The following is a 25,248-nucleotide window of genomic DNA, read 5'->3' on the forward strand; positions in this document are numbered from 1 at the left end:
GGTCCCTCCCGGTGAGGTCAGCCGGCGTCCCGCGGCGGCGGCGCGCTGCTGCCGCGGGGCAGCAGCACCGGGGTCGCGGCCGGGCCGGACGAGGGGTTGCGCCGGTGGACGACGTCGAACAGCCGGCGGGTGACATCGGCCCCGAACCCGAAGACGTCGTGGCTCATGGCCGACAGGTTGGGATGGGTCAGCTGGCACAGCTGGGAGTCGTCCCAGGCGATCAGGCTGACGTCCTTCGGCACGCTCAGGCCCATCTCGGCGGCCACGGACAGACCCGCCACGGCCATGATGTCGTTGTCGTAGATGATCGCCGTGGGCCGCTCCCGGGAGGCGAGCAGCGACCGGGTGGCCCGGGCGCCCTGCTCCCCGGAGTAGTCGGTGGTGAGGCTGCGGGCGGGCTCCAGGCCCAGTTCCGCCACCATCGCGTCGAGCGCGGCGGTACGGATCATGGTGTGGCCGAGCGCCGGGTGGCCGCCCACCCGGGCGATGCGCCGGTGGCCGAGGGCGGCGAGGTAGCGCACCGCCTCGTGCACCGCGGTCGCGTCGTCGGTCCACACCGAGGTGAAGTCGCCCGTCAGGGACGGGTGTCCGACGGCGACGGCGGGCAGCCCGATCGTCGCCAGCTCGGTGATCCGCGGGTCGTCGTGCTGGATGTCGACCAGGATCGACCCGGCGATCCGGCGGGACTGCCACCACTGGCGGTGGACGGCGATCTCCTGGGCGGTGTCCCGCACGAGGTGCAGCAGGAGCGAGCAGCCCTGCTCCTCCAGCACGGACTCGGCGCCGGAGATGAACTCCATGTAGAAGGGCTCCAGGCCGAGTTGCCGCGCCGGCCGGGCGATGACCAGGCCGACGGTGTCGCCCGCGCCGGTCGCCGAACCGGACAGCTTGATCGCCGCCTGGTTCGGCACCCAGCCCAGCTCCGCGACGGCGGCCATGATGCGCTCACGCGTGGCCTCCGAGACCCCGGGGCGGTTGTTGAAGGCCAGGGAGACCGCGCCCCGGGACACACCGGCGCGGGCTGCCACGTCCGAGATCGTGACGCGCCTCGGCCGGCGTGCCCCCTCATTCACGGACGGCTCCCGGCGTTGACGCAGAACAGCGCCGCCCGGGCGGCCTCCGCGGCGGGCCGCGCACCGGTGACCCGCCATGTCGTGCTCTCGCCGGGCAGGAGCGTCACCCGCCCGTGGTCGGTACGGGCGTCCGCGTCCAGCCGGTCGGCCTGCAGCAGCAGGTCCCGTACGAGCGTGCCGGCCGTGACCGTGATCAGCGCGCCGTCGTCGCCGTCCGCGCTCACCTCCACCTCGTAGGAGGCGGCGGGGTAGGCGAACTCCCGGTCCGGGCAGGCGAAGTGAACCGCGCGCAGCCCGTCCGCGTCGGCGACCAGGAACTCCCGGCGCGCGTCGCCGAAGCGTGCCACCGACTCCGGCAGCCGCTCCAGGGCCACCTCCCGTCCGGCCGCCTTCAGCGCGACCTCGGCGTGGGCCAGCACCGCCCCGTCCGCACCGATCCGGCGGACCGTCACGGTGGTGTCCCAGACCGCCGCGCCCTGGTTGCAGCCCGCGAGCACCAGCTCGCCGTCGCGGTCCTGGATCGTCAGCAGCCGGTCGGCGTACAGGCGGCGCAGCTCGAACCAGAGGGGCTTGAGGCGGCCGTCGCCGTCGATCGCCGCCCAGGACGTGACCGGCCAGCAGTCGTTGAGCTGCCACAGCACCGTGCCGGCGCAGCGCGGCCAGTGGGAGCGCCAGTGCTCGACGCCCGCGGCCACGGCCCGCGCCTGGTTGAGCTGGGTCAGGTAGTGCCAGGTGTCGAAGTCGGCGGGCTCGGTGAAGTGCGGGGCGAGGCCCCGGTTCAGCTTGCCGTTGCCGTCCTCCGCCTTCTGGTGGTGCAGCATGCCGGGTGAGTCCGCCGCCAACGGCCGCTCCGTCAGGGCGCGTTCCAGCGTGGCGAGCGCGGGCGGCGCTTGCCAGCCGAACTCGGCGACGAAGCGCGGCACGGTGGTGAGGTAGTCGCTGTAGTCACGGCGGTTCCACACCTCCCAGGAGTGCGCGGTGCCGTGGTCGGGGTCGTTGGGAGTGTGGTCCCACGATCCCGACCAGGGGCTGCCCGCCCAGTACGGCCGGGTCGGGTCCGTCTGCGCCACGATGCGCGGCAGCAGGCCGAGGTAGTAGCCCTCGCCCCAGGAGTCGCCGGCCAGGGCCTGCTCCCAGTCCCAGTCGGCGAAGCCCCACAGGTTCTCGTTGTTGCCGTTCCACAGGACCAGCGACGGATGGGGCATCAGCCGGGTCACGTTCTCCCGGGCCTCGGCCTCGATCTCCGAGCGCAGCGGCTGCTCCTCGGGGTAGGCGGCGCAGGCGAACAGGAAGTCCTGCCAGACCATCAGGCCCAGTTCGTCGCACACGTCGTAGAAGGCCCGGTCCTCGTAGATGCCGCCGCCCCACACGCGCACCAGGTCCACGCCCGCCTGGGCGGCCTGGGTGAGGCGGGTGCGGTAGCGGTCGGCGGTGACGCGGGCGGGGAAGGCGTCGTCGGGGATCCAGTTCACGCCCCGGGCGAAGACCGGGGTGCCGTTGACGACCAGGGTGAAGGCGCTGCCGTGGGCGTCCGCCGAGGTGTCGAACTCGATCGTGCGGAAGCCGATGCGGCGCTCCCAGCTGTCCAGGGCCTGGCCGCGGTCGGCATCGCTGAGGACGACGGTGCACCCGTACAGCGGCTGCTCGCCGTACCCGCGCGGCCACCACAGCCGCGCGTCCGGCACCCGCACCGTCACCGTCGCGGCGTGCTCCCCGGGTGCGACGGCGATCTCCGCGGACGCGTCCCCGACCGTGGCCACCAGCCGCAGGGCGCGGTCGTGTCCGGTCGCCGTGCGGTCCAGGTCGACGACGATCTCGGCGACACCGGTGCCGTCCTCGGCGACGGTGACCCGCGGACGGACCGCGGCCAGCCGGGCCGTGGACCACTGCTCGATGCGCGCCTCGCGCCACACCCCGGCCGTCACCAGGGTGGGACCCCAGTCCCAGCCAAACGAACAGGCCATCTTGCGTACGTAGTTGAACGGCTCGGGATAGGAGTTGGGCCGCTCCCCCAGCGCGGTCCGCACCGCCTCGGCCTCGGTGTAGGCGGAGGTGAAGGCGATGTCGAGCGGGGCGGGCCCGTCCGCCAGCAGGTCGGTGACGTCGTACCGGTAGGACCGGTGCATGTTGCGGGTACGGCCCAGCAGCCGGCCGCCCACGCGTACCGCGGCGACCGTGTCCAGACCGTCGAAGACCAGGTCCGCACGCTCGAACGCCCCGTCCCGCGCGGGCAGTTGAGTCGCATATGTCCAGTCGGCACGGCCCACCCAGGCGACCTCTTCCTCGTTGCGGTCGAGGTAGGGGTCGGCCAGCCATCCCGCCGCCATCAGGTCGGTGTGGACGCAGCCGGGAACCCGGGCCGGCACGGCGGTCCCGGCCAGCCCCGGGGGCGCCTGCTCGGGGGTGTGACGGTCGGTGTTCAGGCGCAGCGTCCAACCCTGGGACAGCGGGGTGCGGACCTTCATGCGGGACTCCTCGTGAGACGTGGTGCGGGCGCGGTGCGGGCGGGTCATTTGGTGGAACCGGCCGCGAAGCCGCTGTAGATGAAGCGCTGGAGCGCCAGGAAGACGATCAGGGTCGGCACGATCACCAGGATCGCGCCGGCGGAGATGGTCTCCCAGTGGGCGCCGAAGGGACCCTTGAACCGGAACAGGGCGGTGGAGATGGTGCCCAGCTCGGGGTCGGGCATGTAGAGGAAGGGCACGTAGAAGTCGTTGTAGACGGCGATGCCCTTGACGATGACGACCGTGGCCACGGCCGGCCGCAGCATCGGAAAGATGATCTTCCGGTAGATCGTCCAGTGGCTCGCCCCGTCGATACGCGCGGCCTCGTCCACGGACATCGGGATGGAGCGGATGAACTGCAGGAAGATGTAGATGGAGACGATGTCGGTACCGGTGTAGAGCAGGATCGGGGCCCAGCGGGTGTTGAAGGCGCCCAGTTCGTCGATCACTTGGAAGGTGGCGACCTGGGTGGTGACACTCGGGACCAGCGTGGCCAGCAGGAACAGGCCCATCACGAGCTTCTTCAGCCGGAACTGGAAACGGTCGATGGCGTAGGCGGTCATCGAGCCGATCAGTACGGTCCCGACGGTGGAGACCACGAGGATCAGCGCGGTGTTGCCGAACGCCCGCAGCATCGCGCCCTGTTCGAAGGCGGTGGCGTAGTTGGCGAAGTTGAACCAGTTGCCGGGGGGTGACAGCGGCCCGCCGTTCGCCACCTCCGACTGGGTCTTCAGCGACGTCAGCAGGACGACGCCGAGCGGGACGACGACCACGGCCGAGGCCAGCACCAGCGAGAGGTACTTCAGGAAGACGGCGGTCCGGGAGAGCGCGCCGCCGCGGGTGTCGGTGGTCACGAGAGCTCCACCCTCTCCTCGGGGATCAGCCGGCGCTGGACCCAGGTGATCAGCAGGATCAGGACCAGCAGGACGACGGCCGAGGCGGACGCCAGGCCGACCTTGTCGAACTGGAAGGCGAGCTTGACCGTCTGGATGACGAACGTCTCCGTGCCGTTGGCGCCGCCGGTCATGATGTACGGGATCTCGAAGACGGCCAGGGAGCCGGAGACGGCGAGGACGAAGCTCAGGCTGATGATGGGCTTGATGCTCGGCGCGATGATGTGCCGGAACTGCTGCCAGCGGTTGGCGCCGTCCAGCTGTGCCGCCTCGTACAGGTGCGGCGGGATCGACTGGATGGCGCCCAGGAAGAGCACCATGTTCAGCCCCATGAAGCGCCACACCGACACCCCCGCCAGCGAGGGGTTGGCCAGATCCGCGTCGCCCAGCCACAGACGCTCGCCCTCGACGCCGACCATGCGCAGCAGCGTGTCGAGCGTTCCGTCGGGCTGGAAGAAGTACAGGAACACGAAGCCGACGGCCACCCCGTTGATCAGGTAGGGGAAGAACAGCAGGCCCTTGAACAGGTTGCGGAACCGGGTGTCGAAGCTGAGGACCGTCGCGAAGTACAGGGCGAGAGCGATCTGCACGACGGAGGCCACCAGGTAGAAGCCGCTGACGAGGAACACCTCGAACCGGGCGGGCCGCGTGACCAGGTCGGTGTAGTTCTCCCCGCCCACGTAGGAGCGGGTGGGGCTGACACCGTCCCAGTCGGTGAAGCTGTAGCCGATCATGTCGGCCACCGGGAGATAGGTGAACATCACCAGCAGCGTCAGCGGGGCGGCCAGGAAGAGCCAGGGGGTCAGGGCCGTGGCGCGGTGGCGTCTGCCGGTGCCTGGCCGGCCGGCGCCGGGCTCGGGAGGCGGTGCGCTTCCCCGGCCGGCGGCAGGTGCCCCGGCGCGGGTCTTCTGGGCAGCGGTCATCTCATGGTTCCTCGTGGTGGGTTCCCGGTCGGGCCTGCTGAGCGGCGGCGGCACGGCGATCGAGGGGCGCGTGCCGTCCCGGTGCGGCCGGGACGGCCCTGCGCGGTGGTGTCCGCCGTAGCGTGGTGCGGTCAGCCGCCGAGGGTCTGCTGCGCCTCGGACCACTTGCCGTTCAGCTCGTCGAAGTAGCTGTCCATGTCGCCGTCGGCGGCGCCGCGGGCGACGTCCACCAGCTTCTGCCGGTAGTCCTGAGCGGTGATACCGACCTCGGACGCCTTGTCGATCTCGCTGACCTCGGCCCGCTTCTTCTGGTGCTGCTGGATCAGGGTGACATCGTTGTCGGCGAAGTCCTCGAGGGTGTCCGGCAGCGGGGTGCCCCTGACGGAGGAGATGGATCCCTCGGCGGCGGCCTGGCCGGACTTGGTGATGTACCAGTCGATCCACGCCCGGGCGGCGGCCTTCCGGTCGGAGTGGACGTTGACCGCGTACTGGTAGTCAGGGCGCAGCACGGAGCAGAACTTCCCGTCCTTCTGCGCGGGGAACGGCATGAACCCGATGTCCTCGGGGTTCTCACCGGCCGCCTCGGCCGCGGCCGTCATCTGGGAGATCGCCCAGGAGCCGAGCCACATCGACGCGACCTCGCCGGTCGCGATCCGGGACTTGGAGTCCTCCCAGTTGGTGGTGGTGGGGTCGGTCTCGGAGAGCTTCTTGTCGACGATCGTGTAGAGGAGCTTGTCGATCGTGTGCAGGTCCGAGCCCTCACTCCAGGGCTCCTCCGTCGTCGCCAGCGCGTCGTAGGCACCGGGGTCGCAGGCGGGGGAACCCACCGCGTTCGTCCAGTTGGTGAGCGGCCAGCCGTCCTTGTAGTTCGTGTAGTACGGCGTGACGCCGGTCTTCGCCTTGATCGTCTGGAGGTCCGCGACGAACTCCTCGGGCGTGGCGGGCCATTCGGTGATGCCGGCCTTCTTCCAGACCGCCTTGTTGTAGACGAACCCGTTGGCCACACCGATGTTGGCGAGGCCGTAGACCTGGCCGTCCACGGTGGCGTGGTCGGTGTAGTCGAACTTCGCCGACAGTTCCTCGGCCTTGCCCAGGGGGGCGAAGAAGGTGGGGTACTGCTCCACGGACAGGGAGTTGGGGATCAGCAGGACGTCACCGTACTTGTCGGTGTTCATCCGGATCTTGGTCTCGCCCTCGTAGTCGGTCAGTCCCTCGAACTTGACCTTCACACCCGGGTACACCTTGCGGAACTCCGCGGCGTACTTCTTCAGGGTGCCGTCGGCTATCTGGTCCGTCCGGTTGGTGAGGACCGTGATCTCGCCCGACACCTTCGCCGGATCGCTCGGCGGAGCGGCGATCTCGCCACGCTGGTCGTCCTCCTGACCGCTACAGGCTGTGGCCGCCACCATGGTCGCAGCCACAAGAGCCACCCAACTTCTCCGCATCCCCGCCACCTCTCATCGCGAACTGTCGACGCCAGACCGAGCAGAACGCCGCGTTCGACCACGGCACCCCCGGCCTGATGAGCGCTCAACGTAGACGTAACGTCGCGGCAATGTCCATAGACCGGTCTAGATCGATTTCCCCAATCCTGACGGCCTTGATCTGCAGCTTTACTAAACCATGACTAAATCGGACCGGGCCGGGACGCACGCTGTGGCGGAGCTGCGCGCACCGCTGGACATCGTTGTCAAAGGCGTGCTCCGATAGGGGCGCCGTCCCCCTCCAGCACCCACCCCACTCCCCCGGAGACCGATCACGATGAGTAGTCAGGAAAGTGCCGCCCCTGCCCGGGGCGATGCCCTGATAGCCGCCCTCGACATAGGGGGGACCAAGATCGCGGGTGCACTCGTCACGAGGGACGGCACCCTCGTCCACCGCGTGCGCCGCCCCACCCCGGCCCAGGGCTCGGCGGACACCCTCCTCGACACGGTGCACCACGTGCTGGACGCCCTGGCCGCCGACCCGCGGTGGGACACCGTCCGCGCCCTCGGCATCGGCAGCGCCGGCCCGGTCGACCTGGCGCACGGATCCGTCAGCCCCGTGAACATCCCCGCCTGGCGCGGCTTCCCGCTCGTCGCGGCGGTCGGCGCCCACCCGGCGCTGGCGCGCCTACCCGTCGTCCTGGCGGGCGACGCGGTGGCCATGGCCGCGGCCGAGCACCGCCACGGCGCGGCGCGCGGCCACGGAAACGCCCTGTGCCTGGTGGTGTCCACGGGCGTGGGCGCCGGTCTGGTCCTCGACGGCCGGGTCCGCCACGGCCGCACCGGCAACGCCGGTCACCTCGGGCACATCAGCGTCGACTTCGACGGCGACCCCTGCCCGTGCGGTGCGCGCGGCTGCCTGGAGGGCATCGCCAGCGGTACGGCCATCACCCGCCACGCGCTCTCGCTCGGCTGGCGCCCGCCCGCGACGCCGGACGCCTCGGCGGTCGCCACCGCGGCCCGGGCCGGCGACCCGGCCGCCGTAGCCGCCTTCGACCGTGCGGCCCGCGCCCTGGCAGCGGGCATCGCGGCCACGGCCGCCCTGGTCGAGATCGACATCGCGGTGATCGGCGGCGGAGTCGCCCAGGCGGGCGAGGTCCTCTTCTCCCCCCTCACCCACCACCTGCGCCGCTACGCGGCCATGCCGTTCCTGAACCATCTGCACGCCGTCCCGGCCGAGTTGGGCCCGGACTCCGGCCTGGTGGGCGCAGCGACCCTGGCGGAGACGGCAGCTCAGGAACCCTTGGCGGCAGGCTCCAGAATCGCCACGCACTCCACATGATGCGTCATCGGAAACAGATCGAACACCCGCAACGTCCGCACCCGATACCCCCCGTCCCGGAAGTACCCCAAGTCCCGCGCCAGCGCCGCCGGATCGCAGGCCACGTACGCGATGCGCCGGGCGCCCAGGGACGACAGGTGTGCCACCGTCTTGCGGCCCGCGCCCGCCCGCGGCGGGTCCAGGACGATGAGGTCGACCTCCGTGATACCCGTGCGCGGCAGCACCGCCTCGACCTTGCCCTGTTCGATCCGGACCCGGTCGAAGTCCGCGAGGTTGTGCCGGGCGTCCTCCACCGCACGCTTGCCGGACTCGATGCCGAGCACCGCGCCCTGGTCACCGAGGCGGTCGGCGAGGGCGCCCGCGAAGAGGCCGACGCCGCAGTACAGGTCGAGCGCCATGTCGCCCTTGCGCGGCAGCAGTCCCTGCATCACCGCCGTGACCAGGGTGTCCGCCGCCTTCGGGTGGACCTGCCAGAAGCCGCCGCTGCCCACGCGGTGCGTCCGGCCGTCGGCCCGCTCACGGACGAAGGCGCGGCCGTGGACGCGGTGAACGCCGCCGTCCTTCTCCTCGACCCGCATGACGGACACCGGCTTGTTCAGCTCGACCAGGGGGAGCCGCGCGCCCGGCCTGGGCTCGAGGATCACCATGCGGTCCTGGGAGCCGGTCGCCGCGATGGCCTCCACGGACGCCATCCCGGACCAGTCACGGTCCTCGATGCCCAGCTCGCTCACACCCTCGGCCGCGATCATGCAGTGCTCGATCGGCTCGACCTCGTGCGAGCGGTGCCGGCGCAGACCCGCGCGGCCCGTCTCGGCGTCCACCGCGTACTGCACGCGCGTGCGCCACTGCGGCACCTGCCCGGCGGGCAGCTTGTCGCCCTCGGCGGGCATCACCGTGCCGTCCCAGCCGGCCTCCTCGGGCGTGAGCCCGGCGAGCCGCGCCAGCTGCTCCGTGACGACCTCGCCCTTGAGCCGCCGCTGCGCCCCCGGCTTGGCGTGCTGCCAGTCGCAGCCGCCGCAGCGGCCGGGGCCGGCGTACGGACAGGGCGCCTCGATGCGGTCCTTGGACGCGTCGAGCACCTCGACGGCGTCCGCGCGCAGGAAGCGGGCGCCCTCCTCACCCTCGGTGACCCGGGCGACCACCCGCTCCCCGGGCAGCGTGTGCCGCACGAAGAGGACCTGGCCCTCGTCGGTGCGGGCGATGCAGTGGCCGCCGTGGGCGACGGGGCCGACCTCGACCTCGTACTCCAGCCCCACCAGCGACTTCTTCGGTTCTGCCTGCATGGCGGGGTGACTCCAGGTGCGTAGAGGTTCGAGCCGGGACAACAGCCGCCGGGACAACAGCCCACCAGTCTACGACTGTTTCGAGGACTCCTTCGCCCGCTCCTGAGCCGGCCCCCGCCGCACGGAACCCGGCGCGGTCCAGTCCTGCCGCTTGCGGGCCCGCTTCTTCGCGACCTCGGAGGACTGCAGCTGGTAGGGCACCGACGTCACCATGACACCCGGCGTGAACAGCAGCCGCCCCTTCAGCCGCAGGGCGCTCTGGTTGTGCAGCAGATGCTCGTACCAGTGGCCGACGACGTACTCGGGGATGATCACGGACACGGCCTCGCGCGGCGACTCGCGGCGCAGGTTCTTGACGTACTCGATGATCGGCCGGGTGATCTCGCGGTAGGGCGAGTCGAGGACCTTCAGCGGTACGTCGATGCCGCGCCGCTCCCACTCGGCCTTGAGGGACTTGGTCTCGGCCGGGTCGACGTTGACGCTGAGCGCTTCCAGGGTGTCGGTACGCATCAGCTTGGCGTACGCGAGGGCGCGCAGCGTGGGCCGGTGGATCTTGGAGACCAGGACCACGGAGTGCACCCGGGAGGGGCGGACGCTGTCATCGGTCGGGCCGTCGGGCGCCGCGATCTCCTCGGAGACCCGGTCGTAGTGCTTCCGGATCGCGGACATGGTCGCGTAGAAGATCACCATGCCGAGCAGGGCGACCCAGGCGCCGTGGGTGAACTTGGTGACCAGGACGACGACCAGGACCAGGCCGGTGAAGAAGGCGCCGAAGGTGTTGATCGCGCGGGAGCGGATCATACGGCGGCGCTTGGCCGGGTCGGTCTCGGTGCGCAGATGGCGGTTCCAGTGCCGGACCATGCCGGTCTGGCTCAGCGTGAAGGAGACGAACACGCCGACGATGTAGAGCTGGATCAGCCGCGTGGAGTCGGCGCCGTAGATCCACACCAGCAGGATGGCCGCGCCGGCCAGCAGCACGATGCCGTTGGAGAACGCGAGGCGGTCGCCGCGGGTGTGCAGCTGGCGGGGCAGGTAGCGGTCCTGGGCGAGGATCGAGCCGAGCAGCGGGAAGCCGTTGTACGCGGTGTTCGCCGCGAGGAACAGGACCAGGGCCGTGGCGGCGGCGAGCAGGAGGAAGAGGAACGAGCCGTCACCGAAGACGGCGGCCGCGACCTGCGAGATCACCGGGTGCTGGACGTAGTCGCTGCCGACGGGCACGCCGTCCTCGATGAGGTCCTTGGCCGGGTTCTCCGCCATGTGCACATCGGTGGCCATGGCGAGCCCGATGATGCCGCAGAACATGGTGACCGCGAGGCCGCCCATCAGGGCGAGGGTGGTCGCCGCGTTCCTCGACTTGGGCTTGCGGAAGGCGGGGACGCCGTTGCTGATCGCCTCGACACCGGTGAGCGCGGCACAGCCGGAGGAGAAGGCGCGCAGCAGCAGGAAGACCAGCGCGAAGCCGGCCAGGCCCTCGTGCTCGGGCTTGATCTCGAAGTCGGCGGTGGGCGACTTCATGGTCTCGTCGAGGACCAGGCCCTGGAACGCGCCCCAGGCGATCATGAGGAAGACACCGGCGACGAAGACGTACGTCGGGATCGCGAAGAGCTTGCCGGACTCCTTCACCCCGCGCAGGTTCATCAGCGTCAGCAGCACGATGATGCCGATCGCGCAGAACACCTTGTGCTCGACGACGAACGGGATGGCGGAACCCAGGTTCTCCACGCCGGAGGAGATGGATACGGCCACGGTGAGCACGTAGTCCACGAGCAGCGCGCTGGCCACGGTCAGCCCGGCCCTGGGGCCGAGGTTGGTGTTGGCCACCTCGTAGTCGCCGCCGCCGCTCGGGTAGGCGTGCACGTTCTGCCGGTAGGAGGCGACGACCGTGAACATCAGGACGACGACCGCGACCGCGATCCAGGGGCTGAAGTGGTACGCCGACACGCCCGCGATGGAGAGGACCAGCAGCACCTCGCCGGGCGCGTAGGCCACGGAGGAGAGCGGGTCGGAGGCGAAGACGGGCAGTGCGATGCGCTTCGGCAGGAGCGTTTCCCCGAGCCGGTCACTGCGCAGTGCGCGCCCGATCAGGATCCGTTTGGGCACGTCGGTCAGTTTGGACACAACAGAGGATCGTAGGCGTTCGAACGGGCTGCCGCCCACCCGCCACCCCCCTTACGGGCGGCCCCTGCTCTCCGGGTGAAAACGGGGGTGGCGCGGCTGCGGATTCCGCAGGCCGGAGCGTCGGCATGTCTATATGACTAAACCCGCTGGTTCTGCCCGCCGTTGCCGCCCTCCGGAGGTCCCATGGACACCACCGCCCAGCTGATCGGCGCCGCCGCCGCGCTCGTCGGCCTCGGAATCCTGACACTTGCGAGCGTCCGCAGCATCAACCGCCGCTGATCGACCCGTCCCGACGGCAACCGTGCACAGGGGTGCCGACGTCCTACCGCGCGTGTGTAGCTTGGGCGTCGATCTGAGACCCTGATCTGGCTGAGCAGTAACTCTTGACTTCGGAAGGACGGTCGTGCACATCGTCATCATGGGCTGCGGAAGAGTGGGTTCCGCTCTCGCCCAGACCCTGGAGCAACAGGGGCACACGGTCGCTGTGATCGATCAGGACCCCACCGCCTTCCGCCGGCTCGGCCCCGGTTTCGGTGGCCGCCGGGTCACCGGCATCGGCTTCGACCAGGACACCCTGCGCGAGGCGGGCATCGAGGAGGCCGGTGCCTTCGCAGCCGTCTCCAGCGGCGACAACTCCAACATCATCTCCGCGCGCGTGGCCCGCGAGATGTTCGGCGTGGAGAACGTCGCGGCCCGTATCTACGACCCCCGCCGTGCCGAGGTCTACCAGCGCCTGGGCATCCCGACCGTGGCGACCGTGCGCTGGACCGCCGACCAGATGCTGCGCCGGCTGCTCCCCTCGGGAGCCGAGCCGCTGTGGCGCGACCCCACCGGTGGCGTCCAGCTCGCCGAGGTGCACACCTCCCCGGCCTGGGTGGGCCACAAGATCAGCAGGCTCCAGGAGGAGACGGGCGTCCGCGTGGCGTTCCTGACCCGCCTCGGTGAGGCCATCCTGCCCAGCTCGCAGACGGTGTTGCAGGAGGGCGACCTGGTGCACGTGATGATGCGCACCGACGAGGTCGACAAGGTCGAGGCGGCGTTCGCCCAGGGTCCCGAAGAGGAGAGCGGTCACTGATGAGGGTCGCCATTGCCGGTGCCGGCGCCGTCGGCCGCTCGATCGCGGGCGAGCTGCTGGAGAACGGCCACGAAATCCTGCTGATCGACAAGGCGCCGACCGCCATCTCGGTCGAGCGCGTCCCGCAGGCGGAGTGGCTGCTCGCCGACGCCTGCGAGATCACGTCCCTGGACGAGGCCGCGCTGCAGCGCTGCAACGTCGTGATCGCCGCGACCGGCGACGACAAGGTGAACCTGGTCGTCTCCCTGCTGGCGAAGACGGAGTACGGCGTCCCGCGCGTCGTCGCCCGCGTCAACAACCCCAAGAACGAGTGGCTCTTCAACGAGTCCTGGGGCGTCGATGTCGCCGTGTCCACCCCCCGCCTGATGTCCGCCCTGGTCGAGGAGGCGGTCAGCGTCGGCGACCTGGTCCGGCTGCTGCGCTTCAGCCACGGCGACGCCAACCTCGTCGAGCTGACCCTGCCCGAGGAGTCGGCGCTGGCCGGCACCCAGGTCGGCGATGTGGAGTGGCCGCAGGACACCTCGCTGGTCACCATCATCCGCGGCACCCGGGTGCTCACCCCGACCCGCGACGACTCCCTGGAGGCGGGCGACGAGCTGCTGTTCGTGGCCGCCCAGGCCCGCGAGGAACAGCTGGAGGACCTGCTCTCGGTACGCCGCGAGCAGCCTGCCGACTGAGGCCGTACGACGCAGCCGGCCGACTGAGGCCGTACGACGGCGAAGGGCGCCCCGGGATCACCCGGGGCGCCCTTCTTCTCGTACCGTCAGCCGGCGGCCTGCCGATCCTTCTCGGCCTTCTCCGCCGCCTCCATCTCCGCGAACACGTCGATCGGCGCGGGGGCCTTGGCGAGGAAGACCCAGGTCAGCCAGACGGCCAGCAGGAACGGCGGGATCTTCAGGGAGACCAGGACCCAGCCCAGCTGCTCGGTGTCCGCCCACCAGTACAGCGGGAAGAGGATCGCGCACTTGGCGAGCAGGATCGCGCCCCAGGCGTAACTGGCCTTGGCGTACGCCTTCTTGCGGCCGGGGTTGCGGGTGCGCCAGGAGAGGTTCTCCTTGAAGACCGGGCCGAGGATCAGGCCGATCAGCGGGACACCGCACAGGGTGGTGATGATGTACGCCAGGCCCAGGCCCAGCGTGTAGAGCATGCCGGGCAGGTAGAAGTCCTTGGCGTTGCCGGTCATCATCGCGAAGACGACACCGAAGGCGACGCCGAAGACACCGCTGAAGGCGTGCTTGACGGTGTCCTTCATCACCAGGCGGACGGCGACGAGCAGCAGGGACACACCGAGCGCGGCGATCGCCGACAGGTGCAGGTCCTTGTTGATGGTGTAGATCGTGACGAAGAGCAGTCCGGGCAGCACCGTCTCGATCATGCCGCGCAGGCCGCCGAAGGCTTCGAACAGCGCGTCCTGGGTCACCGCCCGGGAGTCGTGCCCGCCTTCTGCGGTGGTGTCTTCGGTCGGCTTGTCGAGCGACGTCACCGGCTACTCCCGTCCGAGCGGTCTCAGTTCGTATTTCGGGTTGAACAGCACCCGGCGGCCCCGGCTCATCGAGATCCGGCCCGATGCGATCAGCTTGCGCCCCGGCTCTATGCCCACGATGGAGCGTCTGCCGAGCCACACCACGTCCAGCGCGGCGGAGCCGTCGAACAGCTCGGCCTCCAGGGCCGGGACCCCGGCACGCGGCCGCAGGGTGACCGTGCGCAAGGTACCAGTAACCGTGACTATCTGTCGGTCCCGGCAGTCACCGATGCGGGTACAGCCGGCCGTCGCGGAGTCCTCGCGCAGTTCCTCGGACTCCAGGTCCTCCTGCGACGAGGAGAGCCGGTCGAGCATGCGCCGGAACCGGCCCGCCGGTTTCTCGGATCGAGGAACAGAACTCATGTCTGAAGCGTACCGGGGCACACCGACACCTACGTAACCCCCGGGGGGCGGCGGGAGACGGCGGGATCGGCCCCGACTTGCCTAAAGCCTTTAGGCAATCCCATAATGGCTTTCGGCAAAAGGAAGGGCGGTCATGGTACGTGCAGGACTCACCCCGGAGCTGCTGACCCGGGTCGGGGCGGAGCTGGCCGACGAGGTCGGCTTCGACCGGGTGACCGTCTCGGAGCTCGCCCGCCGGTTCGACGTGAAGGTCGCGAGCCTGTACTCGCATCTGAAGAACTCCCACGAGCTCAGGACCCGCATCGCCCTGCTCGCCCTGGAGGAGCTCGCCGACCGGGCGGCGGACGCCCTGGCGGGCCGGGCCGGCAAGGACGCCCTGACCGCGTTCGCCGACGTCTACCGCGACTACGCCCGCTCCCACCCCGGCCGTTACGCCGCGACCCGCTACCGCCTCGACCCCGAGACGGCCGCCCGCAGCGCCGGGGTGCGGCACGCCCAGATGACCCGGGCGATCCTGCGCGGCTACGACCTGGCCGAGCCGGACCAGACCCACGCCGTCCGCCTCCTGGGCAGCGTCTTCCACGGCTACGTCGACCTGGAACTGGCCGGCGGCTTCAGCCACAGCTCCCCCGGCAGCGAGGAGTCCTGGACGCGGATCCTGGACGCCCTCGACGCCACCCTGCGCACCTGGCCCCCCTCCTGAAAGCCCACTCCATGCAGACCACGCCCCTCACCCCCGCCCTCGTCCGCGGCGCCCTCGACCTGGAGCGCACCGAGCACGGGCTGCTCCCGCACCGGCTCCCCGCGCGGGCCCGCGCCCAGTGCGCCGACCCCCAGCTCGCCATGGTCGAGTCCCAGCCGTCCGGCATACGCCTCGCCTTCCGCACCCGGGCCACCACCGTCGAACTGGACACGCTCCCCACCAAGCGGTCCTACGTCGGCGTCCCGCCCCGCCCGGACGGCCTGTACGACCTGCTCGTCGACGGCACGCTGACCCACCAGGCCGTGGCGGCCGGCGGCAACACCCTGATCGTCGACATGGCCACCGGCACCACCGAGCACCGCCCCGGACCGGTCGCCACGGTGCTCTTCTCCGGGCTGCCGGCCCGCGAGAAGGACGTGGAGATCTGGCTGCCGCACAACGAGACCACCGAACTGGTGGACCTGCGCGCCGACGCCCCCGTCGAGCCCCTGCCCGACCGCGGCCGCAAGGTCTGGCTGCACCACGGCAGTTCCATCAGCCACGGCTCCGACGCGGCGAGCCCCACCGGCATCTGGCCCGCCCGCGCCGCGACCCTGGCCGGAGTGGAGCTGATCAACCTGGGCTTCGGCGGCAGCGCCCTCCTGGACCCCTTCACCGCCCGCGCGATGCGGGACACCCCGGCCGACATGATCAGCGTCAAGATCGGCATCAACCTGGTCAACCTGGACCTGATGCGGCTGCGCGCCTTCACGCCCGCCGTCCACGGCTTCCTCGACACCATCCGCGACGGCCACCCCGACACCCCGCTGCTGGTCGTCTCCCCGATCCTGTGCCCCATCCACGAGGACACCCCGGGCCCCGGCGCCTTCGACCCGGCCGCCCTGAGCACCGGACACCTGAAGTTCCAGGCCCTCGGCGACCCCGCGGAGCGGGCCACCGGCAAACTGACCCTCAAGGTGATCCGCGAGGAGCTGTCCCGGATCGTCGAACAGCGCACCCCCGAGGACCCGAACCTCGGCTACCTCGACGGCCTGGACCTCTACGGCGAACAGGACTGGGCCGAGTTCCCCCTTCCCGACGACCTCCACCCGGACGCGGCCACCCACCGCCTGATCGGCGACCGCTTCGCGAAACTCGTCCTCCAGGCCTAGTCAGCCGTGGTCAGCGCTGGTCAGCGCTGGTCAGCGCTGGTCAGCGCTGGTCAGCGCTGGTCAGCGCTGGTCAGCGCTCGAAGCGGTACCCCATCCCGGGTTCCGTGACGAAGTGCTTCGGGTGCGAGGGGTCCGCCTCCAGCTTCCGTCTCAACTGGGCCATGTACACCCGCAGATAGTTCGTCTCGGTCCCGTAGGACGGCCCCCAGACCTCCTGCAGCAGCTGCTTCTGGCCGACCAGCCGCCCGGCGTTGCGGACCAGGACCTCCAGCAGGTGCCACTCGGTCGGCGTCAGCCGGACGTCGGCCCCGGCACGGTTGACCTTCTTCGCGGCCAGATCGACGGTGAACGTGCCCGTCTCGACGATCACCTCCTCATCGCCGCCGAGCGGCTCGGCGCGCCGGACCGCCGCCCGCAGCCGGGCCAGCAGCTCGTCCATGCCGAACGGCTTGGTGACGTAGTCGTCGGCGCCCGCGTCCAGCGCCTCGACCTTCTCGTCGGAGGAGTGCCGTGCGGACAGCACGAGGACCGGCACCCGGGTCCAGCCGCGCAGACCCCGGATGACGTCGACGCCGTCCATGTCGGGCAGACCGAGGTCGAGGACGACCACATCAGGATGGCGGGCGGCGGCGAGTTGGAGGGCGCCGGCGCCGTCGTACGCGGCGTCCACCTCGTACTTGCGGGCCTTGAGGTTGATCACCAGGGCCCGCACGATCTGCGGATCGTCGTCGATCACGAGCACCCGGGTCATGGGGCCTCCTGCCTTTCGGGGTGGGGTACGTCCGGTACGGGGGGCAGTACGAGTTCGCCGGCGGCGACGCGGAGCGTGAACACCATCGTCAGGCCGCCGCCCGGGGTGTCCTCCGCGTTCAGCGTCCCGCCCATCGCCTCCGCGAACCCCCGCGCCACCGCGAGCCCTAGTCCCACCCCGGCCCCGCGCGGCGCGTCACCGTACCGCTGGAAGGGCGCGAAGATCCGCTCCTTGGCGTCATCGGGGACACCGGGTCCGCGGTCCACGACCCGTACCTCGACGCGGTCGGCGAGGGAGCTGGCGGAGACGAGGACGCGGACGCCGGGCGGGCTGTACTTGACGGCGTTCTCGACGACGTTGGCGACCGAGCGCTCCAGCAGCCCGGGGTCGACGGTGACGATGGGCAGGGTCTCGGGAATGTCGAGTTCGACGCTGTCCTCGGGCACCCCGCCGAGCGCCACCGGCACCACTTCGTCCAGGCCGGTCCCGCGGAGGATCGCGCTGACCGTGCCGGTCTGCAGGCGGGACATGTCGAGCAGGTTGCCGACCAGGTGGTCGAGGCGGTCGGCGCCCTCCTCGATCCCGGCCAGCAGCTCCGCCTCGTCCTCCTGCGACCAGGCCACGTCGTCCGAGCGCAGGCTGCTCACGGCCGCCTTGATCCCCGCGAGCGGGGTGCGCAGATCGTGGCTGACGGCGGCCAGCAGCGCCGTACGGATGCGGTTGCCCTCGGCCAGCGCGCGGGCCTGCTCGGCCTCCTCGTGGAGCCGGCGCCGGTCCAGGACGACGGCGGCCTGCGCGGCGAACGCGGCCAGCACCCGGCGGTCCTCGGCGGGGAGCACCCGGCCGGTCAGCGCCAGCGCCAGGTGATCGCCGACCGGCATGTCCACGTCCGCGTCCTCGGGCCGCCGCACGGGCCCGCCCTGGCCGGCGCCGCCCGCGCAGGTCCATGGCTCGAGGTCGCCCGCCCGCTCCAGCAGGGCCGCCGACTCCATCCCGAAGGTCTCCCGGACCCGTTCCAGCAGCGCCTCCACGCTGGTCTCGCCGCGCAGCACGTCCCCGGCGAGGAAGGAGAGGATCTCGGACTCGGCGCGCAGCCGGGCGGCCTGGTGGGTGCGGCGGGCGGCGAGGTCGACCACCGAGGCCACCGACACCGCCACGGCTACGAAGATCACCAGGGCCAGGATGTTCTTCGGGTCGGCGATGGTGATCCGGTGCACGGGCGCGGTGAAGAACCAGTTCAGCAGCAGCGATCCGGTCAGCGCCGAGGCCAGCGCGGGCAGCAGCCCGCCGAGCAGTGCCGCCGCCACCGTCAGGGCCAGAAACAGCAGCATGTCGTTGGTGAGGCCCAGGTCGGCGTCGACGTGGGTCAGCAGCAGGGTGAGCAGGGCCGGACCGCCGACCCCGGCCAGCCAGCCCCACACGATCCGGGACCGGCCGAGCCGGGCTCCCCGGGCGACCGGCAGCCCGCGCCCCTTGGCGGCCTCTTCGTGGGTGACGATGTGCACGTCGAGGTCGGGCCCCGACTCCCGGGCGACGGTCGCCCCGACGCCGGGCCCGAAGACGTACTGCCAGGTCTTGCGGCGCGAGGAGCCGAGCACGATCTGGGTGGCGTTCACCCCGCGCGCGAAGTCCAGCAGGGCGGCCGGGATGTCGTCGCCCACGACATGGTGGAAGGTGCCGCCCAGCTCCTCCACGAGGGTGCGCTGTACAGCGAGTTCCTCGGGCGAGGCCGAGGTCAGGCCGTCGCTGCGGGCGATGTAGACGGCGAGGACCTCACCGCCGGCGCCCTTCTCGGCCAGCCGCGCGGCCCGCCGGATCAGGGTCCGGCCCTCGGGGCCGCCGGTGACACCGACCACGATCCGCTCGCGCGAGCCCCAGATCCTCGACACCCGGTGCTCGCCGCGGTAGGCGCGCAGGTACTCGTCGGCCCGGTCGGCCACCCACAGCAGCGCCAGCTCGCGCAGAGCGGTGAGGTTGCCGGGCCGGAAGTAGTGGGACAGGGCCGCGTCGACCTTGTCGGGCCGGTAGACGTTGCCGTGCGCCAGCCGCCGGCGCAGGGCCTGCGGGGACATGTCGACCAGCTCGATCTGGTCGGCCCGGCGCACCACCTCGTCCGGCACGGTCTCCCGCTGCCGTACGCCGGTGATGGACTCCACGACGTCGCCCAGCGACTCCAGGTGCTGGATGTTGACCGTCGATATGACGTCGATCCCGGCCGCGAGCAGCTCCTCGACGTCCTGCCAGCGCTTGGCGTTGCGGGAGCCGGGGACATTGGTGTGGGCGAGCTCGTCCACCAGCGCCACCCGGGGCCGCCGGGCGAGGACGGCGTCGACGTCCATCTCGGAGAAGGTGCCGCCGCGGTAGGCCGGCGTCCGGCGCGGGATCTGCTCCAGGCCGTGCAGCAGCACCTCGGTGCGCGGCCGGTCGTGGTGCTCCACGAACGCCACCACGCAGTCGGTGCCCCGCTCGGCACGCCGGTGCGCCTCGGAGAGCATCGCGTACGTCTTGCCGACGCCCGGTGCCGCACCGAGATAGATCCTGAGCCTGCCGCGTCCCACAGCGTCGACCTTACGACCCGCAAACCGGGCATATGGCGCCGGGTGCGGCAGCCGGTGCGTCCTTGACACAACCCTGACGCACCGACCCGGTGGCGGCCGCGAGCAGTCCGGTTCGTACGCCGTCAAGACCCCCGCGCACGCGAGAGGACCGCATGCGAGAGGGCCGCACCCCCTCGGGGGTACGGCCCTCTCGCTCACGACTGTCTAACGGACCTCGGTGATCTCCGGTCCGCGCTGCAACTGCCCCATGCCGCCCGAGAACCGGGATCCGGCATCCTCCTGCTGGACCCCCTCGGGGACCATCTGGGCGTCGTTCGGCAGCTTCAGGACGATCGGGTCGCGGGGCGCCATCGGGCCCTCGCCGCGGACCACGACCGTGTCCCGGAAGATCTGCTCCAGCAGCCCGGCCGCCTGCGGCTGCACCGCACCCTGGCCCGAGATCACTCCGCGCAGGAACCAGCGCGGCCCGTCCACACCGACGAACCGCACGACCTGGAAGCCGCCCGTGCCGTCCGGCAGCTGCACCGGGACCTGCGCCCGCAGCTCCCAGCCCAGCGGGCCCTCGACCTCGTCGATGATGCCGCCCTGCTGGGTGATGCCGGAGCCGATCTCCTCGCGCACCTCGCCCCAGATGCCCTCGCGCTTGGGGGCGGCGAAGGCCTGCAGCTGGATGGCGCTGTCGCGCAGGACGACGGTCGCCGCGACGATCGCGTCGCCCGCGACCTCGACCCGCAGCTCCATGCCCTCGACCCCGGGCACGAAGAGCCCGCCCAGGTCGACCCTGCCCTCGCCGGGCTCACGCACCTCGGTGCTGTCCCACGGCCCGTCGGGCCGCGGCTCCGGCTCCAGCCGCACGCGCTCGCGCGTGCCCTCGTCGTCCGCCTCGGTGTCGACGCCGTCGACGACCTGCTCGGGCTCGCCGGCCGCGTCCTCGGCGGCACCCTTCTTCTTGCGACGTCCGAACACGTCACTGTCCTTCCCGGTCGGATACGACCGAAGCGTATCTAGTCCCACCCGTCGTGCCGCCCTCGGCGGCCTGACCGCTTGTGCCGCGCCCGCCGCCCACGGCGGCGTGCCCACCGGTGGACCCGAAGCCCCCCTCGGCCCGCGCCGAGCCGGGAAGCTCCGCGACCTCCTGGAAGCGGACCCTCTCGACCTGCTGGACGACCAGTTGGGCAATCCGGTCGAAGCGCTCGAACCGCACGGACTCGCGCGGGTCGAGATTCACCACGATCACCTTGATCTCCCCACGGTACCCGGCATCAACCGTCCCCGGGGCATTCACCAGGGCAACACCGCAGCGGGCGGCCAGACCGGAACGTGGGTGCACGAAGGCCGCGTACCCCTCGGGGAGCGCCACAGACACCCCCGTCGGCAGCACCGCGCGCTCGCCCGGCCTCAGTTCACAGGCCTCGGTGGTGCGCAGATCCGCGCCGGCGTCGCCGGGATGCGCGTACGACGGCAGCGGTACGTCCGGGTCGACGCGGCGGATCAGCACGTTCAGGGGGTCACGGCTCACGGGTTCACCTCGAAGGCGCGGGCCCGCCGCACCTGGTCCGGGTCGTTCATGGCGGCCTGGATCTCCTCCTGGCGGCCGTTGTCGATGAAGTGGTCGACCTTGACCTCGACGAAGAGCGCGTCGGCGCGGACGGCGACGGGTCCTTCGGGGCCGCCGACGCGTCCGGTGGCGGTGCAGTAGATCTTCCGCCCGGCCACCGCGGTCACCTCGGCCTCGAGATGCAGCACGGTGCCGACCGGCACGGGCCGCCGGAAGTCGGTCTCCAGGCGGCCGGTCACGGCGATGGTCCGCAGCAGCCAGTTCAGCGAGCCGAGGGTCTCGTCGAGCGCGGTCGTGAGGATGCCGCCGTGCGCGAGGCCCGGCGCGCCCTGGTGCTCGGGGCGCACGGTGAACTCGGCGGTGAGGGTGACCCCTTCGCCCGCCCGCGCCTGGAGGTGCAGCCCGTGCGGCTGCTCGCCGCCACAGCCGAAACACTGGCCGTAGTGCGCGCCGAGCAGTTCACCGGGCGCGGGGGCGTCCGGGTGTCGCACCGGTTTCACGGCGCCGGCCGGGGGCTGAAGGTTTGCGGATGTACCACTCACAGCCGCAGACCTTACCCGCGCGTCGGCGCCTTCCGGACACCGTGCCAAGCTTGGATCCATGCAGCTCTCCGCCACCCCGTACGAAGAACGCCTCACCGCCCCCCGCTCGTGGTGGCTGGTGTCGCTGCTGGCCGGCTTCGCGCTGGCGCTGATCCTGCTGCCTTTCGGCACCCTGCCGATGCTCGGCGGCCTGGTGGGTGGCACCGCCGCGGCGGCCGTGGTGGCCAGTTCCTACGGCGCGGTGCGGATCCGGGTGGTGGGCGGCTCGCTGATCGCGGGCGACGCGAAGATCCCGGTCACCGCGCTGGGCGAGGCGGAGGTCCTGGACCGCGAGGAGGCCCGGGCCTGGCGCACGTACAAGGCCGACACCCGCGCCTTCCTGCTGCTGCGGGCCTACATCCCGACCGCGCTGCGCGTGCAGGTCACCGACCCCGAGGACCCGACGCCGTACCTGTACCTGTCGACGCGGCAGCCGGAGGCCCTGGCGGAGGCCATCGCGGCGGCCAAGGCGGCCTAGCACACAGGGTCGAAGGGTCCCCGGAACGGGGACCCGGAGCAGGTCATTTCCCCGGCCATCCGCGCCCGAGACGTCTGGGGCGGACCTCCTTCGCGACGTCCCCCAGCGTCAGCGGGTCGGCCGGTGTCTCCAGCGGCGGGAGATCGGGCAGCGCGTCCCACGGCACCTGGATCCGGCGCAGGTCCGCACGGATCCGGTCGGCCAGCTTCTTGGTGTCCCGGCGGTTCATCAGCGCGCCCACGGCCGCGCCGACCATGAACGGCATCAGGTTCGGCAGGTTGCGCACCATCCGCTTCATGATCTGCTGGCGCATCTGGTGCTTCATGTGGCTGTTCAGCGCCGTGCTCACCGTGGCCGGCTTGGTCACGTCGATGCCGCGCTCCCCCGACCAGGAGTCCAGGTAGGCGGTGGAGCGCTGTTTCAGGTTCCCCGGCGGGCGTACGCCGTAGACCTCGTGGAGTTCGGCGATCAGCTTCAGCTCGATCGCGGCGACTCCGGTGACCTCCGCGGCCAGCTCCGCCGGCATGGCCGGCGGCACGGGCAGCATCGCCGCCGCACCAACGCCCGCACCGACCGTGGACGTCGCGGTCATCGCGCCGGCCACGAGCTTGTCGGCGAGCTGTTCGGGGCCGAGCCCCGGGAACTGTCTGCGCAGGGTCGCGAGGTCCCGTACGGGCACTCGCGGGGCGTTGTCGATGATCCGGTCGGCGAGGTAGGCGAGGCCCGCCTTGGCGCGGCTGCCGCCCTTACGGACGCCTTCCAGGGCCTTGTCGCGGATCACCGCGGCCCGTCGCCGGGCAACGGGAGCAGGAGGCTGAGCCGGCACCGGCGGAGTGCCGGAGCCGGCCGCCGGTTCGAGCGAGGCCGATCCGTCAGCGGATGAGCCTCGCCCGTCGTCACGCGCGCCGTAGGGGCCGCCGGGCGGCCCTTGGTCCGCTCCCCGGCCGGGGAAGCGGCGCTTCCAGGGAGGGGTCGAGCCAGTCACGGCCGACCCGCCCTCAGTCGCAGTCGCGGCAGATCGGCTGGCCGTTCTTCTCCCGGGCCAGCTGGCTGCGGTGGTGCACCAGGAAGCAGCTCATGCAAGTGAACTCGTCCTGCTGCTTGGGCAGCACCCGGACGGCCAGCTCCTCGTTCGAGAGGTCCGCGCCGGGCAGCTCGAGGCCTTCCGCGGCCTCGAATTCGTCGACGTCCACTGCGGAGGTCGACTTGTCGTTCCGGCGGGCCTTGAGCTCTTCAAGGCTGTCCGAGTCGACGTCGTCGTCGGTCTTGCGTGGGGTGTCGTAATCCGTTGCCATGTCGCTCTCCCCCTCTGGGTGTCTGCGGTGTCTCCAGCGCACGTAACGCGTGAGAGGCCGGACTTGTGCCCGACCCGAGGCGGAGATTTTGCCTCACATCAAGGTCTGTTACTCAATCGACACCCAACCGGACTCCTCAAGAGTGATCGGCTTGGATGGCGATGCGGACCGTACACGGTCCCAATGCCGCACTTCAAAGGCGTCTCACCGTGTACTTCCCGTGATCACGACCCCCGAAAACCCGGATTATCCCGGCTTTCCGGCGGCTCGCATGATCACGGAGAGTAGATGGCTGGAAATTCGCCCCTGTGATCGATCACACACGGTACCTCTTACTTCACGTCCAGAAAATTCCGCGCAAAGCGAACAAGTCCGAGTGTCGCCTTATCGATCTCTGTTTGGGTCGCCGCTCTCAGACCGGCAGAGCCACTCTCATCACCAGCCCTCCGCCCTCGCGCGGCTGTGCCGCGATGTGCCCGCCGTGCGCCCGGGCCACGGACCGCGCGATGGACAGACCGAGTCCTACGCCCTTGTCGCTGCCCGTGCGCTCCGTGCGCAGCCGCCGAAACGGCTCGAAGAGATTGTCGATCTCGTACGCCGGGACGACCGGCCCCGTGTTGGACACGACCAGGACCGCCTGGCCGTGCTGCAGCTCGGTGGTGACCTCGACCCAGCCGCCCTCGGGGATGTTGTACCGCACGGCGTTCTGCACGAGGTTCAGGGCGATCCGCTCCAGCAGGACGCCGTTGCCCTGGACCACCGCGGGGTCCCGCTTGCCGCGGATCTCCACGCCCTTGGCCTCGGCCTCGCCGTGCACCTGGTCGACGGCCTGCTCGGCCACCTCCGCGAGGTCGACCGGCTTGCGCTCGATGATCTGGTTGTCGCTGCGGGCGAGCAGCAGCAGGCCCTCCACGAGCTGCTCGCTGCGCTCGTTGGTGGCCAGCAGGGTCTTGCCGAGCTGCTGGAGCTCCACCGGCGCGGTCGGGTCGGACAGGTGCACTTCCAGCAGCGTGCGGTTGATCGCGAGCGGGGTGCGCAGCTCGTGCGAGGCGTTGCCGACGAAGCGCTGCTGGGCGGTGAAGGCCCGCTGGAGGCGCTCCAGCATGTCGTCGAAGGTGTCCGCCAGCTCCTTCAGCTCGTCGTCCGGGCCGTCCAGCTCGATCCGCCGGGACAGGTCGGAGCCGGCCACCGCGCGGGCGGTTCGGGTGATCCGGCCGAGCGGCGACAGGACGCGGCCCGCCATGGCGTAGCCGAACGCGAAGGCGATGACGGCGAGGCCGAGCAGGGCCAGCAGGGAGCGGCTGAGCAGGGTGTCCAGGGCGTTCTGCCGCTGTTCGTTCACGCACTCGTTCAGCGCGCGGTTGAGCTCGTCCGCGGGCAGTTGAGTGGCGCGCATGTTGCACATGTCACTGGACACCTGGCCGGACAGGACCCTGAACGGCAGATCACTGCCGACGTTCAGCGCGCTCGCGGCCAGCAGATAGATGATCGACAGCAGCAGGATGCCGGCGATCAGGAACATGCCGCCGTAGAGCAGGGTGAGCCGTATCCGGATGGTGGGGCGCAGCCAGGGGAAGGGCTGCACCGGCTTCCTCGGGTCCCAGGTCGGTTTGGGGGGCGCATGGGGCGGTGCGGGGGTCGCTGCCACGGGGG

General features: G+C 71.1%; 23 protein-coding genes. 6 read left to right on the forward strand and 17 right to left on the reverse strand.

What is annotated here, in order from left to right:
- Positions 1-17 precede the first annotated feature (17 nt).
- From ACFYW5_RS28850 to ACFYW5_RS28870, 5 genes are all read right to left on the reverse strand, one after another.
- A complete protein-coding gene (locus tag ACFYW5_RS28850) occupies positions 18-1,028 on the reverse strand; it encodes a LacI family DNA-binding transcriptional regulator (protein ID WP_389420016.1) in 1,011 nt (336 codons plus the stop codon).
- A gap of 41 nt (positions 1,029-1,069) precedes the next feature.
- On the reverse strand, positions 1,070-3,538 hold the full coding sequence (locus tag ACFYW5_RS28855; RefSeq protein ID WP_389420017.1) for a glycoside hydrolase family 2 protein: 2,469 nt from the start codon (positions 3,536-3,538) through the stop codon (positions 1,070-1,072).
- Between the two features lie 44 nt (positions 3,539-3,582).
- Positions 3,583-4,431 carry a carbohydrate ABC transporter permease gene (locus ACFYW5_RS28860; RefSeq protein WP_389420018.1) on the reverse strand — a complete coding sequence of 283 codons (849 nt, stop codon included), beginning with the start codon at positions 4,429-4,431 and terminating at the stop codon, positions 3,583-3,585.
- Positions 4,428-5,393, reverse strand: coding sequence for a carbohydrate ABC transporter permease (locus ACFYW5_RS28865; RefSeq protein ID WP_389420019.1), 966 nt, complete (start codon positions 5,391-5,393; stop codon positions 4,428-4,430). The genes ACFYW5_RS28860 and ACFYW5_RS28865 overlap by 4 nt, the downstream gene beginning before the upstream one ends.
- 131 nt (positions 5,394-5,524) lie before the next feature.
- Positions 5,525-6,838: an ABC transporter substrate-binding protein gene (locus tag ACFYW5_RS28870; RefSeq protein ID WP_389420020.1), complete on the reverse strand. Its 1,314-nt coding sequence runs from the start codon at positions 6,836-6,838 to the stop codon at positions 5,525-5,527.
- A gap of 316 nt (positions 6,839-7,154) precedes the next feature.
- Here ACFYW5_RS28870 and ACFYW5_RS28875 point away from each other — a divergent pair, with 316 nt between their 5' ends.
- Entirely contained in the window at positions 7,155-8,159 is a 1,005-nt protein-coding gene (locus ACFYW5_RS28875) for an ROK family protein (RefSeq protein WP_389420021.1), read from the forward strand.
- Here the strand turns inward: ACFYW5_RS28875 and ACFYW5_RS28880 are convergent.
- Together ACFYW5_RS28880 and ACFYW5_RS28885 are read right to left on the reverse strand one after the other, a co-directional pair.
- The gene (locus ACFYW5_RS28880; RefSeq protein WP_389420022.1) at positions 8,111-9,442 is read right to left on the reverse strand and encodes a class I SAM-dependent RNA methyltransferase; all 1,332 of its coding nucleotides are present in this window, start codon (positions 9,440-9,442) and stop codon (positions 8,111-8,113) included. The genes ACFYW5_RS28875 and ACFYW5_RS28880 overlap by 49 nt on opposite strands.
- A 69-nt stretch (positions 9,443-9,511) precedes the next feature.
- The gene (locus ACFYW5_RS28885) at positions 9,512-11,560 is read right to left on the reverse strand and encodes an APC family permease (protein WP_389420023.1); all 2,049 of its coding nucleotides are present in this window, start codon (positions 11,558-11,560) and stop codon (positions 9,512-9,514) included.
- 403 nt (positions 11,561-11,963) lie between these two features.
- Here ACFYW5_RS28885 and ACFYW5_RS28890 point away from each other — a divergent pair, with 403 nt between their 5' ends.
- Together ACFYW5_RS28890 and ACFYW5_RS28895 are read left to right on the forward strand one after the other, a co-directional pair.
- On the forward strand, positions 11,964-12,635 hold the full coding sequence (locus tag ACFYW5_RS28890) for a potassium channel family protein (protein ID WP_389420024.1): 672 nt from the start codon (positions 11,964-11,966) through the stop codon (positions 12,633-12,635).
- Complete coding sequence (locus ACFYW5_RS28895) at positions 12,635-13,312, forward strand: potassium channel family protein (RefSeq protein WP_389420025.1); 678 nt, start codon at positions 12,635-12,637, stop codon at positions 13,310-13,312. Before ACFYW5_RS28890 ends, ACFYW5_RS28895 begins: the two co-directional genes overlap by 1 nt.
- Before the next feature lie 86 nt (positions 13,313-13,398).
- Here the strand turns inward: ACFYW5_RS28895 and ACFYW5_RS28900 are convergent, their stop codons facing one another.
- Positions 13,399-14,118 (reverse strand): DUF3159 domain-containing protein, encoded by a 720-nt coding sequence (locus tag ACFYW5_RS28900; protein WP_389420026.1) that lies wholly within the window; start codon positions 14,116-14,118, stop codon positions 13,399-13,401.
- A gap of 3 nt (positions 14,119-14,121) precedes the next feature.
- Positions 14,122-14,520, reverse strand: a complete 399-nt coding sequence (locus tag ACFYW5_RS28905; RefSeq protein WP_250071191.1) for an OB-fold nucleic acid binding domain-containing protein — start codon at positions 14,518-14,520, stop codon at positions 14,122-14,124.
- A gap of 133 nt (positions 14,521-14,653) precedes the next feature.
- Between ACFYW5_RS28905 and ACFYW5_RS28910 the strand changes: the two genes are divergently transcribed.
- Positions 14,654-15,223: a TetR/AcrR family transcriptional regulator gene (locus tag ACFYW5_RS28910; protein WP_389420027.1), complete on the forward strand. Its 570-nt coding sequence runs from the start codon at positions 14,654-14,656 to the stop codon at positions 15,221-15,223.
- An 11-nt stretch (positions 15,224-15,234) separates the two neighbouring features.
- Complete coding sequence (locus tag ACFYW5_RS28915; protein WP_389420028.1) at positions 15,235-16,374, forward strand: SGNH/GDSL hydrolase family protein; 1,140 nt, start codon at positions 15,235-15,237, stop codon at positions 16,372-16,374.
- Positions 16,375-16,444: 70 nt separating this feature from the next.
- On the opposite strand, the gene ACFYW5_RS28920 is transcribed toward ACFYW5_RS28915, so the two are convergent.
- The 5 genes from ACFYW5_RS28920 to ACFYW5_RS28940 form a co-directional block, all read right to left on the reverse strand.
- The gene (locus ACFYW5_RS28920; protein WP_389420029.1) at positions 16,445-17,125 is read right to left on the reverse strand and encodes a response regulator; all 681 of its coding nucleotides are present in this window, start codon (positions 17,123-17,125) and stop codon (positions 16,445-16,447) included.
- On the reverse strand, positions 17,122-19,683 hold the full coding sequence (locus ACFYW5_RS28925; RefSeq protein WP_389420030.1) for a DUF4118 domain-containing protein: 2,562 nt from the start codon (positions 19,681-19,683) through the stop codon (positions 17,122-17,124). The genes ACFYW5_RS28920 and ACFYW5_RS28925 overlap by 4 nt, the downstream gene beginning before the upstream one ends.
- Before the next feature lie 204 nt (positions 19,684-19,887).
- Complete coding sequence (locus tag ACFYW5_RS28930; RefSeq protein WP_250071186.1) at positions 19,888-20,649, reverse strand: DUF3710 domain-containing protein; 762 nt, start codon at positions 20,647-20,649, stop codon at positions 19,888-19,890.
- Position 20,650: 1 nt separating this feature from the next.
- Positions 20,651-21,202: a dUTP diphosphatase gene (gene dut, locus ACFYW5_RS28935; RefSeq protein WP_389420031.1), complete on the reverse strand. Its 552-nt coding sequence runs from the start codon at positions 21,200-21,202 to the stop codon at positions 20,651-20,653.
- On the reverse strand, positions 21,199-21,783 hold the full coding sequence (locus ACFYW5_RS28940; RefSeq protein ID WP_389420032.1) for a PaaI family thioesterase: 585 nt from the start codon (positions 21,781-21,783) through the stop codon (positions 21,199-21,201). Before ACFYW5_RS28940 ends, dut begins: the two co-directional genes overlap by 4 nt.
- A gap of 58 nt (positions 21,784-21,841) precedes the next feature.
- On the opposite strand from ACFYW5_RS28940, the gene ACFYW5_RS28945 reads away from it, so the two are divergent.
- A complete protein-coding gene (locus ACFYW5_RS28945) occupies positions 21,842-22,300 on the forward strand; it encodes a DUF3093 domain-containing protein (RefSeq protein WP_389420033.1) in 459 nt (152 codons plus the stop codon).
- Positions 22,301-22,343: 43 nt separating this feature from the next.
- Here the strand turns inward: ACFYW5_RS28945 and ACFYW5_RS28950 are convergent, their stop codons facing one another.
- From ACFYW5_RS28950 to ACFYW5_RS28960, 3 genes are all read right to left on the reverse strand, one after another.
- Positions 22,344-23,285, reverse strand: coding sequence for a hypothetical protein (locus tag ACFYW5_RS28950; protein ID WP_389420034.1), 942 nt, complete (start codon positions 23,283-23,285; stop codon positions 22,344-22,346).
- Between the two features lie 13 nt (positions 23,286-23,298).
- Positions 23,299-23,595 carry a DUF4193 domain-containing protein gene (locus tag ACFYW5_RS28955; protein ID WP_005481602.1) on the reverse strand — a complete coding sequence of 99 codons (297 nt, stop codon included), beginning with the start codon at positions 23,593-23,595 and terminating at the stop codon, positions 23,299-23,301.
- 412 nt (positions 23,596-24,007) lie between these two features.
- Entirely contained in the window at positions 24,008-25,243 is a 1,236-nt protein-coding gene (locus ACFYW5_RS28960; protein ID WP_389420035.1) for a sensor histidine kinase, read from the reverse strand.
- Positions 25,244-25,248: the final 5 nt, after the last annotated feature.

This window comes from Streptomyces sp. NPDC002779 (assembly GCF_042888685.1).
Lineage (GTDB): Bacteria > Actinomycetota > Actinomycetes > Streptomycetales > Streptomycetaceae > Streptomyces.